We start from the raw sequence: 14777 nt of genomic DNA on the forward strand, positions 1-14777 counted from the left end.
CCGCGCCGGCCGGCGGAGCGCGCCAGGAGCGTTCGGGCCGCCCCGCGGCATCCGGTCACAGCCACGCCCCCGCGGGCAACGGCGGCGGCCAGGGTCGTTCGGCTCAGGGCTCCGGTCGCTCCGGCGGCCTGCAGGTCGGCGGCCTCGTCCGCGGTGCCGGTTCCACCGGAGGCGCACGCCGCTCGGCTCCGCGCCGCGCGCAGGGCTAACCCCTCAGCACCACGTCTTGCCGTCTGAACGGGCCGGTCTCTCACGAGGCCGGCCCGTTTTGCGTTGCCGGAGTGGCAGTTGAGACGATTGTGCACCCCGCCGCAGCAGTGCTGCCACACTTCAGCGACAGGGTCGCCCCTCCCCCTCGTGGCTAACTCAGGAGAAACGTGACGGCGCCGGATGCTCGGCCCGGAATCACGCGGCCATCCGCCGGTTGCGCACCTGCCCGCCGCGGATCTCCTGAGTTGGCCACGGCAGCAGGCGACCGCGACGGGAGCCGGCGCGCGTTCTGCGGCGTGATCAGGCCGTGACCCCGGGGTGTAATTCAGCACCGCGTCGCTGGGTTAGTCTCGGGTCATGGTCACCACTGCAGTCATCCGTCCTGTCGAAGAAGCGGACGCCGAAAGCCTCGGCCGCGTGCACGCCACCTGCTGGCACGAAACCTACGACCAGCTGCTCAGCACGGCCGCCCTCGAGCAGCTGCAGCCGGCCCGTCTCGCCGCGATGTGGCGCAGGTTCAGCTCCCAGGGGCCGCAGTACCGGCAGGTCGCCGCCCTCGTCGACGGCGAGATCGTGGGATTCGCGGGCAGCGGCCCGGCCCGCGACACCGACAAGCCGGCGCCGCAGGAGCTCTACTTCATCTACCTGCTCGATGCGTATCACGGCACCGGCATCGGCCAGCAGCTCTTCGACGCCGTCGTCGACGAGGGCCCGTCCTACCTATGGGTCGCCGAAGTGAACCCCCGCGCGCACTCGTTCTACAAGCGCAACGGCTACGCCGCCGACGGCCACGACCAGGACCAGGAAGTCCTCGGCGAAGAATTGCACGAGGTGCGTCTGGTGCGTCCCCGGTCGCTCGCTCGCCGGCTCTCGCTCGTCACGTCCGAGTAGTCCCGCAGACGAGTAGCCCGGTTTCGGGCTCCCGCTGAGGGAGCCCGAAGCCCGCGCTGCGTCCCGTTCTGGCACACCGGCCCGAGCTGGCACACCGGCCCGAGCTGGTGCGGCAGCCCGATCTAGCGGAGCTGTCCGACCGAGGCCAGCGCCATCCGCAGCAGGGCGCCGCGACCGCCCTCCATCTCCGCTGCCACGGCGTCCGAGGCTGCCTCCCGGGGCGTCATCCAGGTCAGTTCGAGGGCGTCCTGGCGCGGGTCGCAGGTGCCGGTGACGGGAACGACGTAGGCCATCGAGACCGCGTGCTGGCGGTCATCCGTGAACGCGGTGATGCCCGGCATCGGAAAGTATTCGGCGACCGTGAACGGCACCGGGCTCACCGGCAGCTGGGGGAAGGCCATCGGCCCGAGGTCCTTCTCGAGGTGACGGAAGAGCGCGTCACGCAGGGTCTCGCCGTAGAGGACCCGGCCGGACACCAGCATCCGGGTCATCTCGCCGGTCGACCGCGCGCGGAGGAGCACGCCGACCTCGACGACCTGGCCGAGACCGTCGACCCGCACGGGCACGGCCTCGATGTAGAGGATCGGCAGCCGACGACGCACCTCGGCCAGCTCGACGTCGCTCAGCCAGCCCTGGTTGGTGCTCGGCGGCGGAGCGTCCTCGGGGCCAGGCGTCCAGTCCGGATCAGGGTCAGGGGTGCGCACGCTCATGAAGCCATTCTGTACTACGCCGCGACCGGATGCCGATTTGCGGCCGCCCGGGGTCGTGACACCGACACGTCAGCGACCTTCGCGGGCGACGGATGCCGCCGGGCGGCCCTGATCGCGGTGCCGAAAACCGCACCGCAATGGAAGGATTGACTGGTCGACGGTCACGATGTCGACCTCGAGCAGGAGGACCGCCATGGACCAGTACGATCAGAGCAGCGACAGCACCGGCGCCGGCAACGACGACACCGCCAACGCCGAGAGCCCCGGCGCCACCGGGGATGCCCGCACGGTCCGCGCCGAACCGATCAACCCGGACGCCGTGCTGTGGTCCGCGTCAGCTGCCGACCGGGCCGGGCGACCGCTGCTGCTCATCCTGCACGGTTACGGCTCGCATGAGGGAGACCTCTTCTCCCTCGCCCCGCACCTGCCGCTGCATCCGGTCATCGCCGCTTTGCGCGCCCCGCTGGCGGCCGGACCGGGCTGGGCCTGGTTCCCGATCGGAGCGGCGGGGGCCAAGGTCAACCCCGGCTCGCCGAGCGCCGACGCCCTGGAGGCGGCGGCCGCCGGAGTGCTCGAATGGCTGGACACCCTGCCGGAGCAGCCGTCATCCGTGGGCCTGCTCGGTTTCTCGCAGGGCGGCGCGATGGCGCTTCAGCTGCTGCGCCAGGCCCCCGACCGGTTCGACTTCGCGGTGCAATTGAGCGGCTTCGTGGGGCGCAGCACGCATACGGGCGACGAACGCCTCGCCGAACGCCGCCTGCCGGTGTTCTGGGGTCGCGGCACGGCGGACCCGGTCATCCCTCAGGATGCGATCGACCGCACGCAGGCCTGGCTGCCCGGCCACTCGACGCTCACCGAGCGCATCTATGAGGGCCTCGAACACTCCATCTCCGAGGCCGAGCTCGGCGAGATCGTCACGTTCCTGCGCGCACAGTACGCCGCGCCGGCCGCCTAGACGCGCCGGGACCGCGGCATCCGTTCGCCCGAACGAATTCGACGGAGATTTTGGCCAAAAAGGGCTCAAACGGGCGAAAAACGGTTCGCAGCGCGAAAATCTCCGTCGAATTGGTTAGACGGCGCGCCGATCAGAACAGGCCGGGCCGACAGGGGCCGGGCCGAGCGGGCTAGCGGCCGCGGCCGGCCTTCTCGTTCTGGGCCGCCTGGCGGGCGACGTGCGCGATCTTGCGTGCGCGCTCGGCGTCGCGGTCCTTGACGCGGATCTGTTCTTCGCGCACCTCGAACTGGGTGGCCCGCTCGGTGACCAGCCAGGTCGGCGGCTGCTGCAGCAGGGCCAGGATCTCGGCGCTCGTGAGCGGCTCGGTCACGTCGCCGCGGACGAGGCCGGAGATCGACACGCCCAGCTTGGCGGCGACGACCTGCTTGGGGTGCGGGCCGTTGGCGCGCAGGTCCAGCAACCAGGCGGGCGGGTTCGCCTCCAGCGCGGCCAGCTCGGTGCGCGAGATGGGTGCGGCCTGGAAATCCTCGGGTGCTGCTTCGAGCAGAATCCCGAGCTTCTGGGCCGCCGTGGAGGGCTTCATGGTCTGGGTCTTCTTCTCGGTCATCAGTCAAGCGTATAGCCTGAGAAGACCCGTATAGCCGTAAGAGCCTGTCGTTCCGGCGGAAGACACGATACGAGAGCCAGAAAGTATGAGGATGCCGGTGACCTTTTCCATTGCCTTCACCGCCGGTGTGACCCCCACCAAATGGACCCGGATCTGGGCCGATCGCAGGCCCGACCAGCCCCTTGAGGTCTTCCGCACCGACCCGTCCGAACAGGATGCGGTGCTGCGCGACGGCCGGGCCCAGGTGAGCCTGGTGCGCCTGCCCGTCGACGAAACCGACCTGAGCCTGATCGCCCTCTACCGTGAGATCCCCGTGGTCGTCGCGGCGAAAGACCATTTCATCGCCGACGCCGACAGCGTCGTCGTGGCCGACCTCGCCGACGATCACCTGCTCCAGGACCCGGACGCCGTGCCCGAATGGCGCGATGTCGCCACCGAGGTGCGCGACGGCACCCGCCGCCCCCTGCCGAAGATGCGCGACCTGGACGACACCATGGAGCAGGTCGCTGCGGGCGTCGGCATCGTCATCCTGCCCCATTCGCTGGCGCGACTGCACAGCCGCAAGGATGTCGTGTCCCGCCCGGTCGAGGACGTCTCGGAGAGCCAGGTGTCCCTGGCCTGGCTGACCCGGGAGACCACCGAAGACGTTGAGGAGTTCATCGGCATCGTGCGCGGCCGCACCCGGGACAGCTCGAGGGTCGACACCGTGCCGGCCGGCGCCGAAAAGGTGCGGAAGGAAAAGAAGACCGACAAGGCCAAGGCGGCCGCGAAGGCCGTGCGGGTGGCCGCCGCGAAGGCCAAGCCCGTCACCAAGAAGGCCACCAGCGTGACCGGGCGCACCCGCAACACGCCGAGCCCCCGGGCCGGCAAGCGCCGCGGCGGCCGCTGACCCGCACGACCCCAAGCACGGAACCGCCGACCGCGGCCAAACCAGGTCACCGCAAACCACACACCTGAGATAGGCTCAGCCATCTGCCCTCAGTGCAGGCTGAAGACCCATTTCAGGCCAAGGAGCACGAGTGCCCGAACTCATCCGGTGGGTGTTGGTCCCGCTCATGCGTGCGTGGTCCGCGGCCACGACTCGCGACTACGCGGGCATCCCGCGTCCGACGGATGGCCAGCGCGCCCACTCCCCCGGAATCAACAGCGATCGCATCCTGATCTTCGGCAGCGGCCCCGCAGTCGGCTGGGGGGTGCTCAGTCACGACGTCGCCCTGCCCGGGTCGCTCGCGCGAGCCCTGTCCGCCCGCACCGGCCGGGGTACGGATGTCGATGTGGTCCCGAACCCGCACGTCACCATCCGAACGGCCCGGGCCGAACTCGACGGGCTGGGGCTCTGGCGGTACGACGCCATCGTCGTGAGCCTGGGCACGAGCGACGCCGTCAGCCTGATTCCCGCGCGGGTGTGGCAGCGGGAATTGACGGCGCTGCTGGACCGGATCGAACTGGAATCCTCGCTCACGACGAGGATCTTCGTGCTCGGCGTGCAGCCGATCCGGTCGATAGCCGCCTTCGATTCCCCCCTCGGCGCCGTGGCTGAGAAGAATGCCCGGTCCCAGAACGACATCAGTGCCTGGGTCTGCTCCCAACGCCCCCAGGCCCACTTCGTGCCGATGACGGCCAACCTGGCCGTGACGCCCGGGCGGGTGCGTACTGCGGCGCATTACAGCCGGTGGGCCGAACTCCTCGCCGCACGGATGGGGCCATCCCTCGACGCCGAACACCTCGAGGTCGACACGTCCGGCAACGGCCGTTCGAAGGCCCGTGACGCCGAGCAGCGCTCACCCGATCCGGGTCGCGCGATCGACCGGCTCGGCATTCTGGAAGGAGACCCGGACGCCAGGCTCGACCGGATCGTGGCCATCGCGAAGAGATCGTACGGCACCGCATCGGCCGCGCTCACCTTCATCGACGGCGACCGGCTCTGGGACAAGACGAACATCGGCCGGGCCCCGCGGGTCTTTCCGCTGGCAGGGTCGATCACGGCCATCGCGGTGAGCGAGCCCGGAGCGACGGTCGTGCCCGACGCTCAGGCGGAGGAGAGGTTTCGCGACCATCCCCTCGTGACGGGCGCCCCGCACACCCGCTTCTACGCCGGGTTCCCGATCGAGGCAGACACCGGCGAGCGGATCGGCGTGCTCAGCGTGTTCGACCCGGAGCCCCGGCCCGCCGCCGACATCGACATCGTCCTGCTGCGCGAACTCGCCCTCCTGATCCAGGCGGAGCTGGGGCGCCTGCCGGACTAGCCGTGTCACACCGGGGCGACCGGCTGCCTGAGTACGGTCCGGAGCTTGGCGGGCTCGGTTCGGCGCGGGTCGCCGAGGTAGAGCTCGTGGTGCCGGCCGTTCATCCGCAGCCCGTGCTCGGCCAGGAACTCCCCGTGCAGGCCGGCGAGCGTGGGCGCCTCATCGGCGTAGGACCCGAGATGCAGCAGCTGCGCGCACAGGCCTTCGTCGAGGGCCTCCACCCGCACGCTCGCAAGGGCGGGCAGCTTCTTCTTCGCCCGGACCACCGCGATGGCGTCGGCGATGAAGGCATCCGTCACCCAGTCCGGCTGGCTGATCAGCATGGTCCACTGCCATCTCGCCTTCTCGCCGGCCGTGAAGACGGATGCGTCGTCGGCGTACCAGAGGCCCTCGAGCGGTGCCACGACCAGGTCCTGGCCGAGGGTGCGACGGCCGGCGAACTTGATCGCGTAGGCGACCGCGTAGAGCGCCTCGACGGCCTCGGCATAGGCGGGCGCGGTGGCCGGGTCGCCGCTGCCGTCGGCCGCGATGAAGCGCTGCGCGGGCACCTCGATCAGCTCCCAGTCGCGATTCGCGGGGGCGTAGAACGGCTTCAGCACGCGCTTCACGTCCCACGGGCCCGCCCCGGCCGGCGCGGTGTTGCGGGGCGAGCGCAGCTGTCCGGTGCGGCGGTCGGTGCGAAACGGCACTTCGCCGCTCATTCTGCGGTCCCACCCGACGCTGCGGCATCCTGCGGCGCCGCGTTCTGCGGCGCCGCGTTCTGCAACACCGAGAGGATGTTGCCGGCCGGGTCGGTGAACCAGGCGACCTTCGGGTCCCCGTTCCGGGAGACGCCCGCCGCGTCCTGGTCCATCCCCTCGTAGCGTTCGAATGCGACTCCCCGGGCCGTGAGCTCGGCCACCGCGGCGTCGATGTCCTCCACCACGAAGTTGAGGATGGTGAAGACGGCCGGCACGTGGTCCGGCTTCGGGTAGACGATCACCTCGGCCCCGCCGGGCAGGCGCAGGCGCAGCGGGCCCATGGCGTCATCCGTCACCTCGAGCCCGAGCGTCTCACCGTAGAAGCGGCGTGCGGCCGCCAGCTCGGGAACGGCGAATCCGCCGAACGCGTGCACGATTCCAATACTCATGTCAGGACTCCAGTCATCGAGGGCGGCCGGATGTCGGCCGGATGCGGCATCAGCGGGAGCTGATCGAGGCGAACTTGCGGATGCACAGCGGCACGAAAACGACCAGCATGACCGTGACCCCGATCAGGACCGTGGTGATCGGGTTCTGCAGGGTCCAGATGTCGGGAACCGGGGCGGTGCCCTCGTTGCCGAACAGCTCCCGGGCCGCCTGCACGAGCGCGGACACCGGGTTCCACTCGGCGAAGATGCGCAGCGGGTCGGGCAGGGTATCGCTGGGGACGAAGGCGACCGAGACGAAGGTCAGGGGGAACAGGATCAGGAAGGACGCGTTGTTGATCACCTCCGGTGACTTCACGCTCATGCCGAGCAGCGCCATCACCCAGCTGAAGGAGTAGCTGAACAGCAGCAGCAGCCCGACCCCGGCGAAGAACTCCGCCGGGGACGAATTCACCCGCCAACCGACGAAGAGCCCGGTGGCCATCATGATCACCATCGAGATCGTGTTCAGCAGCAGGTCGCCGTTGGTGCGTCCGATCAGCACGGCGGACGAGCTCATCGGCAGGCTGCGGAACCTGTCGATGATTCCCTCCTTGAGGTCCTGCGCCATCGCGGAGCCGGAGAAGGTCGACCCGAACACGACGGTCTGCGCGAAGATGCCGGCCATCAGGAACTGCACGTAGTCGGTGCCCTGCACGGAGATCGCGCCGCCGTAGACCTGGCTGAACAGCAGCACGAACATGATCGGCTGGATCACCGCGAAGACGAGCACGTCCGGGGACCGCTTGATCTTGATCAGGTTGCGCTTGGTCACCGTCCAGCCGTCGGAGTACCAGAGGGCGAGCGGGTTCCAGGCCGCCAGGCTGCCGGCGGCGCTCATTTCGACTTCTCCAATTCGCCGTCCTCCGCCGCGTCGGCGGCCCGGTCGGCCTTGTGCCCGGTGAGCTTCAGGAACACGTCGTCGAGGGTGGGCCGGCGCATCCCGGCGTCGTGCAGACGGATGTTGGCGGCGCCCAGTTCGGACAGGACATGCTTCAGCGCGTGGGGCCCGTCGATCACCGCGACCTCGAGTCCGCGGCCGTCGCTGGTCGACGTCGGCACACCCGCGCCGTACCGGGCCAGGATCTCCCGGGCCGCGGGGCCATCGTCACCCTCGACCAGGGCCAGCTCGAGCCGGTGCCCGCCGATCTGGGCCTTGAGCTGGTCCGAGGTCCCTTCGGCGATCACCCGGCCGTCATCGATCACGACGATGTCGTCGGCGAGCTGATCGGCCTCTTCGAGGTACTGGGTGGTCAGCAGAACCGTGGTGCCGTCGGCGACCAGACGCTTGATCACAGCCCAGAGCGCGATCCGGCTGCGCGGGTCGAGCCCGGTGGTCGGCTCGTCGAGGAACAGCACCTTCGGGTTGATCACCAGCGCGCCGGCCAGGTCGATCCGCCGGCGCATGCCGCCGGAGAACCCCTTGACCGGGCGGTTCCCGGCCGCGGTGAGTTCGAACAGGTCGATCAGTTCCTGGGCGCGACGCCGGGACGCGGTACCGCCGAGGTGATAGAGCCGGCCGACCATTTCGAGGTTCTCGAAACCAGTCAGGTTCTCGTCGACGGCCGCGTACTGGCCCGAGACGCCGATGATGCGCCGCACGGACTTCGGGTCGGCGGCCACGTCGATGCCGTCGACAAAGGCGGTGCCGGCATCCGGTCGAATCAGGGTGGTCAGCATCTTCACGACCGTGGTCTTGCCGGCGCCGTTGGGCCCCAGCAGCGCCTTCACGCTGCCGCGGGGCACGGACAGGTCCAGTCCGGCGAGCGCCCGCACGGGCCCGGACTTGGAACGGTAGGTCTTGGTCAGGCCAGTGGCCTCGATGATGGTCATTCGGTTGATCCCTGCCTGGTCGGGGGCGACACACGAGGTGGAAACGCGGTGAACCACAGACTCAACATTTTAACCACCCGCACCGGCTTCGACAATGACCGATCCGGGCAATAAACGGATGCGACGGCGGTCGCCGCCCGCGCGCACCGGCACCCCCGTGACTATGGTGTGCTCATGGATCAGGCGCGCTGGGACAGGCTCGTGCAGTGGCCGCTGCTCGCCGCATCCGTGCTCTTCCTGCTCAGCTACAGTTGGCGCGTGCTGGCCGACCTCGACGGCCCCCGGTACACGCTCACGTTCGCCATTCTGGTGCTCGCCTGGCTGGTGTTCCTGGCCGACTACCTGGTCAACCTCTATCTGGCGCCGCAGCGCGGACGCTGGTTCATCACCCATCTGTTCGACCTGCTGGTGGTCTTCCTGCCGGTCCTCCGGCCGCTTCGCCTGCTCAGACTGGTCACGATGCTGCCGGTGTTCCAGAAAACCCCGGGCTCGGCCGTTCGGTCCCGGGTCGGCCTCTACCTGGTCGGGACGTCCAGCCTGCTGATCTGCATGGGCGCGCTGGCGGTGCTCGACGCGGTGCGGGCCTCGCCCCGCGCGAACATCACCACCATCGGCGATTCCGTCTGGTGGGCGTTCGTCACCGTGTCGACGATGGGCTAAGGAGACTACTTTCCCGTCACCGGTGTCGGAAGGCTCATCACGGTGGGGCTGATGCTCGGCGGCGTCACGCTGGTCGGTGTGATCACGGCGACCCTGGCCTCCTGGATCATCGACCGCATCGCCGCCGTCGGCCAGGACCAGCGGTCCCGAGCGGGCAAGCACTAACCAATTCGACGGAGATTTTGAGTTAAAACCACGTTTCCGGCCGGTTTGGGCCCGATTCCGGCAAAATCTCCGTCGAATTCGTTCCGCGACGATGGTCTGGCGGCAGCGGCAGCGGCCCGAAGGCGGGTACGACTAGCGCAGCCGCACGAGTTCCGTCAGGTCGTCCCTCGGCAGCTCGTCGACCACGGCCGACACCGCCATCGAGTGCAGGAGCACCCCGCCGCCGATGGTGGTGAGAAACGCCGTGTCTGCGGCGTCGCGGCCCGTCGCGATCCGCACCAGCGACTGCCGGGGCGCCAGCAGGGTCGCGTCGACCACCTGCCAGGCGTCGTCGACGAAGGCCTCGGCCACGGCGTGGAAGTCCATTGGCGCCAACCCGGGCGCGTAGACGGAGACCAGCCGAGCGGGCACGTCGCGCGCCCGCAGCAGCGCCACGACCAGGTGGGCGTAGTCCCGGCAGACGCCCCGGCGGGCCAGCAGGGTGCGCACGGCGCCATCGGTCGGCAGTCTGGCCCCGGGCACGTAGCTGAGCTTCTGCCCGACCCACGACGTCACCCCGTGCAGCAGGTCGGCCCCCTCGAGCCCGGCGAATTCGGCGTGGGCGGTGGGACCGAGGCTGTCGGACTCGCAGTAGCGGCTCGGCCGCAGGTACCGCACCAGGTCGATGTCGGCCCCTGGCGACGGATGCGCCGGGCCGGCCAGGTCAGCGTGGTAATCCACCTCGACGGGGCCCGCTGCCACCTCGGCCAGATGCAGGCGGGTGCCGTGCTCGTCGGTGACCTCCCGAACCGGCACCTCGGCGCCACCCTGCATGACACTGAGGAGCTCGACCCGGTCGGCAGCGGCACCGGCAGCGTCGGCCGCACCGGCCGCACCGGCCGCGCCGACTGATTCCCGCGATGCGGTCGGGCCGCCCGCCACGGCGATGGACAACACGAGGCGTGCGGGCGCCAGGGCCTCGAGCGAGAGGTGCGCGGCCACGGTGCGTTTCATGCCTCGATCCTGACACGGCGCCGTGCGTGACGGCCACTCCGCGGCCGCAGCCACTGGCGAGGTGCCCGGCGCGGGGCCACACTGGCCGCATGCTGGGTGAACTGAACGAGCCTGAGATCGACGCTGTGCTGCGCCAGGCCGTGGTCGGCCGAATCGGCTGCCACGCCGAGGGCTGCACCTATATCGTGCCGATCTCCTACGCCTACGACGGTGACGCCGTGTACGGCCACAGCGCATCCGGAAGCAAGGTGCAGATGATGCGGGCGAACCCGTCGGTCTGCTTCGAGGTCGAGGAGGTCGACGATCTCGCGAACTGGCGCAGCGTGATCGGCTGGGGCAGCTATGAGGAATTGACCGGTGAGGATGCCGCGGCCGGGATGCGGGTGCTGCTGACCCGGTTCGCGCCGCTGGTCACGAGCGTCACCGCCGAGCCGCACCTGGGCCCGGACGGCACCGTTCTGCCGGGCCCGGCACCGGAGCCGAAATCGGTGCCCAAACCGGGGCCCGGGCCCCGGCCGAAGCCGGGTCCCGGGACATCCGTGCTGCCCCCGGACCACGCCGCCGCGGGGTCATCCCCGCACGCCGTGATCTACCGGATCCGGCTGACCGAGAAGACCGGCCGGTTCGAGAAGGCCTGAGTTCGAGAAGGCCCGAGTCGGAGAAACCCGCGGGGCCTACGCCTTGCCCGCGGCGAGGATATCGACGACGAACACGAGCGTGTCGGTGCCCGTGATCCCGGCCTGGGTCTGTCCCGCATCACCGTAGCCGAGCGCCGGCGGGATGATGATGACGACCTGGGAACCGACCGTCTGGCCGACGAGGCCCTGGGCGAACCCGGGAACGACGCTGCTCAGTGACATCGGGGTCGGTCCGCCCTTGCCCCAGGACTGGTCGAACACCTTGCCGCTGGACCAGACGACGCCCGAGTACTGCACGGTCACGGTCGCCCCCTCCGCGACCTTGCGGCCGTCGCCCTTCTTCAGCACCTCGGTCTTCAGGTCGGCTGGGGCGTCGGCCTTGGGGATGGTCACGGTCGGGGCGCCGTCCTTGGCCAGCGCCACGGTCGGGAAGCCGTCCTGGGGCTTCTGGTCCTTGCCGCTGGCGCGGGTCGGGATCTGGCCCTTGACGTCGATGACGAAGATGATGTTGTCCTTGGCGCCGACCTTGAGGTCCGCGTTTCCGGCACCGCCGAAGGCGTCAGCCGGCGGCGAAACGACGGCGACACGCGCTCCGTAGTTGGAGCAGGCCACGCCCTTGATGATGGCCGGGAAGACGCCCGACTTCTCGTCGAGGGTGATGGAGGCGCCGGCGGCGTCACCGTAGCCGCCGGCGTTCATCTTCTCGCCCGTGGTCGCGTTGTAGACCGCGAAAGCGAGTTCGACGACGTCGCCGGTCTTCACGGCGCCACCCTTGCCCTCGGTGATGACGCTGCGTTCGGTGGTCTTCGTGCTCAACGGCTTCGAGAATTTCACCGTGGGTTCCGCGTTGGCCTTTCCGGCGACCTTGACGGAATCCGAGACCTTCCCGGAATCGGTGCAGGAGATCGACGACGCGCCGGCCGCCTTGTCGGTCGAGGGAGAGGCGCTGCAGCCCGCGAGCGCGAGAACGGCGACGGTGGCAACGGAGATGAGGGCAGGAAGTTTACGCACGCTGATCTTTCTATTCGTCAAAGCCTGGTGTGGCTGGATTGAGGCGGGTTGGAACAGCCGCCCAACGCCGGGCCTTCGCCAGTATGCCGGAACGACATCTGTACCGGCTGAGTCCCCGGGTCAGAGGCCCTCGGCGATCGCCGCGGTGGCGAGGAGCCACGCCTCCCTGGTGCGAGGGTCGAGAGCGTCGATGTTGAGCGATCCGCCGGCGACGAGGGCGGCGTCATAGGGAACGTCGACCACCGCGCGGGTCAGCTGGCTGAAGTGGTCGTGCAGCCGTTTGGACAACTGGTGGTCCGCCGTCTTGGCCGGCGACGCGAGGATGGTGACCGCCTGCGCGACCTTGTCGGCGTGGCCCTTCTGTCGCAGCCCGTCCAGCAGGGCGGCCGCCCCGTAGGCGGTGTCCTCGCGGATCGTCGAGACGACGACGAGCTGGTCGGCCGTTTCGACGGCCGCTTCCCAGTTGGAGGCCCGCATGTTGTTGCCGGTGTCGATGATGAGCACGCGGTAGAACCGGCTCAGGGCAGCGTGCAGTTTGCCGAAGGCCACGTCGTCGATGCTGGCCGCTCCGGCCGGATCGAGGTCGGAGGCGAGGGCGTCGAACCGGGCATCGCCCTGGTTGCGCACGTAGTTGTCGAGGTCGCCGACGCGGGCGGAGCTCGAATAGGCGAAGTTGTCCAGGTCGCGCAGCAGGTCGACGGCGGTGTTGGTGTGCGAAGCGGTCTGTGCCCGCACACCGAGTGTGCCCATGGTCTCGTTGTTGTCCCAGGCGAGCGTGTACCCACCGCGATGGATGCCGAAGGTCGCCGCGATCAGGAGAGTGGCCGTCGTCTTGTGCGCGCCGCCCTTGGGGTTGAGCACGACGATGGTGCGCGGACCGACCAGCCGGCGCTGCACCGAGGCCACGGCGGCGCGGTGCGCCATCTCCGCGCCTCCCGGAGCCGGGGACACCACGCCGCCGGTCAGGCGGCGAACCGTTCCCTGCCAGCCCAGAATCGCCGGGCCGGCCACCATCGCCGGACGGGAGTTCATGAAATCGGAGAGATTAGGGCCCGCCTCGTCGCCGGAGACGCCATTCGAGGAAGCCGGGGCAGCCGGGGCAGCCGGCACCAGCCCGATGAAGGCCGAGGCAGAGCGGGGAACGCTGTGCGCGTCGGCCTCGGAGCCGAGGTCGAGGTCTGAGTCGAGGTCTGAGTCGAGGTCCGAGTCCTTGAGGTCCGAATCCAGGTCGGTCGACGGATCGAACATGAGGTTCTCGAACGGCTGGACCATGACGGATTCGAACGGGTCGGCCGGTCGGGCCGGCACGAAGTCCGCCTGGGAGGCCTCGAGCACGACAGCATCCAGGGGCGCCGGCTCGGAGCCGGTCAGGTCGCGGTCGGGCGCGTCGGCGTCGGTCTCGTGAGCGTCCGTCGCGTCAGTATCCGTCGCGTCAGCATCCGTCGGGAACCCGTCACTCGCACCGAGGGTGTCGGCCTCGAGGAACAGGGCCTCGATGTCGGCGTGGGGCGTGGCGTTCGCCATGTCGGCACGGTACGGTTCCGGCGAGGCAACCACGTCGATCACCATGGTCCCGGTCGGCTCGGCCGGATCGGCCGGATCGGCCGCGGGAGCAGGCGGGTTGGTGACCTCGAACGAGCGGGCGGCGGCGGCCGCGGGCTTCGGGATGAAGGCGCCGTCGGATTCCACGTCCCCGTCAGGGTGCACGATCAGTGGCGACTGGCCCTGCTCGTCCTCGGCGGTCAGGCGCACCGGACGGCCGACCTTGAGGGCGGCATCCGTGACCCGGTTGATGATCTCCTCGCGAACGCCGGCCTCGTCGGCGGCGACGATGTGCTGGCTCACGCCATCGATGGTGAGGTCCCCCGTGCCGTCGCTGCGGATCATCGCGCGGATGCGCGGGAGTTCGGATACGTTCTGCTTCATTTCGGCCTTATTTCCGTCGAGCTCAGCTCATCAGCGTGAGCACGTCGAAGATCCATCGAGCGTGCCGCCCCCAGCCTAACGGGGCAAGACGTGCTACCCCTCGTTCGGGCGGCGGTGCGGCCCGAGCCCGACAAACGATTCCCAGCTGGTTGGCATCCTACGAAAGCATCACGAAATCAAGGATTTGTGCCCCGGACTCTTGCCGGGACCGCCGGTCGTGGCTCACCCTTAAGTGATGAAAGACACCGACTGGGTTTTGATCGCGTACTGCCGGGACTGCGGGGTCTACGGCACGGCCACCATCCGCGATGACCACAATTTCGTCTGGCCGGAGATCGTGCACGAAACCGACTGCCAGCTCGCTCGACACGGGGACATCAAGGAGATGCACTCGTGGTCCCCCAGTGCCCGGCCCGCCGCCGCGGCACCCTCCGGCCTGCTGGCCTGAGCCTCGCCGGTCCCGGCCGGGTCCCGGTTCGCCGGGAACCGAAGCTCCCGTCTCGCCGGGAACCGAAGCCGGGAAAGCGTCAGGCGGCGTGCGGAGCCTGGCCGGTGTATCCGGACCAGCGAATGGCGTTCCGGCCGGCCCGGGTGGCGTGGGTGTCGTCGTGGCCGTTCTGGCGCCGGCACTCGACCAGGTCGTTCGCCGGGGTGATGTGCGGGTCACGGCACGAGTTCGCATAGCTGGTGTAATCGGTTTCGAGAAGGAGTTCGTCGTCGGTCATGGCTGCGTGTTTCCTGGTTCTGCCGCTGCGTTTCCGCTTCGG

At 69.5% G+C, this 14777-nt stretch carries 18 protein-coding genes and 2 pseudogenes; 9 read left to right on the forward strand and 11 right to left on the reverse strand.

Annotation, left to right across the window (positions count from 1 at the left end):
- Both E3T42_RS16820 and E3T42_RS14325 read left to right on the forward strand, forming a co-directional pair.
- A pseudogene (locus tag E3T42_RS16820) lies at positions 1-209 on the forward strand (DEAD/DEAH box helicase); the annotation flags it as partial.
- Positions 210-567: 358 nt separating this feature from the next.
- Positions 568-1101: a GNAT family N-acetyltransferase gene (locus E3T42_RS14325; protein WP_134366782.1), complete on the forward strand. Its 534-nt coding sequence runs from the start codon at positions 568-570 to the stop codon at positions 1099-1101.
- Positions 1102-1223: 122 nt separating this feature from the next.
- Here the strand turns inward: E3T42_RS14325 and E3T42_RS14330 are convergent, their stop codons facing one another.
- Both E3T42_RS14330 and E3T42_RS17460 read right to left on the reverse strand, forming a co-directional pair.
- Positions 1224-1811 (reverse strand): NUDIX hydrolase family protein, encoded by a 588-nt coding sequence (locus E3T42_RS14330; RefSeq protein ID WP_134366783.1) that lies wholly within the window; start codon positions 1809-1811, stop codon positions 1224-1226.
- A 69-nt stretch (positions 1812-1880) separates the two neighbouring features.
- A complete protein-coding gene (locus E3T42_RS17460) occupies positions 1881-2006 on the reverse strand; it encodes a hypothetical protein (RefSeq protein WP_255572818.1) in 126 nt (41 codons plus the stop codon).
- Here E3T42_RS17460 and E3T42_RS14335 point away from each other — a divergent pair.
- On the forward strand, positions 2005-2766 hold the full coding sequence (locus tag E3T42_RS14335; RefSeq protein WP_134403216.1) for an alpha/beta hydrolase: 762 nt from the start codon (positions 2005-2007) through the stop codon (positions 2764-2766). The two genes, E3T42_RS17460 and E3T42_RS14335, sit on opposite strands and share 2 nt — an antisense overlap.
- 169 nt (positions 2767-2935) lie before the next feature.
- Here the strand turns inward: E3T42_RS14335 and E3T42_RS14340 are convergent, their stop codons facing one another.
- Positions 2936-3373 carry a DUF5997 family protein gene (locus E3T42_RS14340; protein ID WP_134366785.1) on the reverse strand — a complete coding sequence of 146 codons (438 nt, stop codon included), beginning with the start codon at positions 3371-3373 and terminating at the stop codon, positions 2936-2938.
- A 97-nt stretch (positions 3374-3470) separates the two neighbouring features.
- Between E3T42_RS14340 and E3T42_RS14345 the strand changes: the two genes are divergently transcribed.
- The gene (locus E3T42_RS14345; protein ID WP_160141070.1) at positions 3471-4262 is read left to right on the forward strand and encodes a LysR substrate-binding domain-containing protein; all 792 of its coding nucleotides are present in this window, start codon (positions 3471-3473) and stop codon (positions 4260-4262) included.
- A 130-nt stretch (positions 4263-4392) separates the two neighbouring features.
- On the forward strand, positions 4393-5619 hold the full coding sequence (locus E3T42_RS14350; RefSeq protein ID WP_134403217.1) for a GAF domain-containing protein: 1227 nt from the start codon (positions 4393-4395) through the stop codon (positions 5617-5619).
- Positions 5620-5624: 5 nt separating this feature from the next.
- Here the strand turns inward: E3T42_RS14350 and E3T42_RS14355 are convergent, their stop codons facing one another.
- Genes E3T42_RS14355 through E3T42_RS14370 form a run of 4 tightly spaced genes read right to left on the reverse strand, consistent with a single transcriptional unit; the run spans position 5625 to position 8617 of the window.
- Positions 5625-6320, reverse strand: coding sequence for a GyrI-like domain-containing protein (locus E3T42_RS14355; RefSeq protein WP_134366788.1), 696 nt, complete (start codon positions 6318-6320; stop codon positions 5625-5627).
- The gene (locus tag E3T42_RS14360) at positions 6317-6748 is read right to left on the reverse strand and encodes a VOC family protein (protein ID WP_134366789.1); all 432 of its coding nucleotides are present in this window, start codon (positions 6746-6748) and stop codon (positions 6317-6319) included. The genes E3T42_RS14355 and E3T42_RS14360 overlap by 4 nt, the downstream gene beginning before the upstream one ends.
- A 49-nt stretch (positions 6749-6797) precedes the next feature.
- A complete protein-coding gene (locus E3T42_RS14365; RefSeq protein WP_134366790.1) occupies positions 6798-7625 on the reverse strand; it encodes an ABC transporter permease in 828 nt (275 codons plus the stop codon).
- Positions 7622-8617, reverse strand: coding sequence for an ATP-binding cassette domain-containing protein (locus E3T42_RS14370; protein ID WP_134366791.1), 996 nt, complete (start codon positions 8615-8617; stop codon positions 7622-7624). Before E3T42_RS14370 ends, E3T42_RS14365 begins: the two co-directional genes overlap by 4 nt.
- A 174-nt stretch (positions 8618-8791) precedes the next feature.
- Here E3T42_RS14370 and E3T42_RS14375 point away from each other — a divergent pair, with 174 nt between their 5' ends.
- Both E3T42_RS14375 and E3T42_RS17465 read left to right on the forward strand, forming a co-directional pair.
- Positions 8792-9277 (forward strand): hypothetical protein, encoded by a 486-nt coding sequence (locus E3T42_RS14375; protein ID WP_134403218.1) that lies wholly within the window; start codon positions 8792-8794, stop codon positions 9275-9277.
- A 12-nt stretch (positions 9278-9289) separates the two neighbouring features.
- Positions 9290-9442, forward strand: a pseudogene (locus E3T42_RS17465) (two pore domain potassium channel family protein); the annotation flags it as partial.
- Between the two features lie 132 nt (positions 9443-9574).
- Here E3T42_RS17465 and E3T42_RS14380 read toward each other — a convergent pair.
- On the reverse strand, positions 9575-10435 hold the full coding sequence (locus E3T42_RS14380; RefSeq protein ID WP_134403219.1) for a transglutaminase family protein: 861 nt from the start codon (positions 10433-10435) through the stop codon (positions 9575-9577).
- A gap of 89 nt (positions 10436-10524) precedes the next feature.
- Here E3T42_RS14380 and E3T42_RS14385 point away from each other — a divergent pair, with 89 nt between their 5' ends.
- Positions 10525-11073, forward strand: a complete 549-nt coding sequence (locus tag E3T42_RS14385) for a pyridoxamine 5'-phosphate oxidase family protein (RefSeq protein ID WP_134366794.1) — start codon at positions 10525-10527, stop codon at positions 11071-11073.
- 36 nt (positions 11074-11109) lie between these two features.
- Here the strand turns inward: E3T42_RS14385 and E3T42_RS14390 are convergent, their stop codons facing one another.
- Both E3T42_RS14390 and E3T42_RS14395 read right to left on the reverse strand, forming a co-directional pair.
- Positions 11110-12084, reverse strand: coding sequence for an FKBP-type peptidyl-prolyl cis-trans isomerase (locus tag E3T42_RS14390; protein ID WP_134366795.1), 975 nt, complete (start codon positions 12082-12084; stop codon positions 11110-11112).
- A 120-nt stretch (positions 12085-12204) separates the two neighbouring features.
- The gene (locus tag E3T42_RS14395; RefSeq protein WP_134403221.1) at positions 12205-14010 is read right to left on the reverse strand and encodes a chromosome partitioning protein; all 1806 of its coding nucleotides are present in this window, start codon (positions 14008-14010) and stop codon (positions 12205-12207) included.
- A 235-nt stretch (positions 14011-14245) separates the two neighbouring features.
- On the opposite strand from E3T42_RS14395, the gene E3T42_RS14400 reads away from it, so the two are divergent.
- Positions 14246-14458, forward strand: coding sequence for a hypothetical protein (locus E3T42_RS14400; RefSeq protein WP_134403222.1), 213 nt, complete (start codon positions 14246-14248; stop codon positions 14456-14458).
- Positions 14459-14537: 79 nt separating this feature from the next.
- Here the strand turns inward: E3T42_RS14400 and E3T42_RS14405 are convergent, their stop codons facing one another.
- Complete coding sequence (locus E3T42_RS14405; RefSeq protein WP_134366798.1) at positions 14538-14735, reverse strand: hypothetical protein; 198 nt, start codon at positions 14733-14735, stop codon at positions 14538-14540.
- Between the last annotated feature and the right edge of the window lie 42 nt (positions 14736-14777).

The organism is Cryobacterium sp. TMT4-10 (assembly GCF_004403275.1).
Lineage (GTDB): Bacteria > Actinomycetota > Actinomycetes > Actinomycetales > Microbacteriaceae > Cryobacterium > Cryobacterium shii.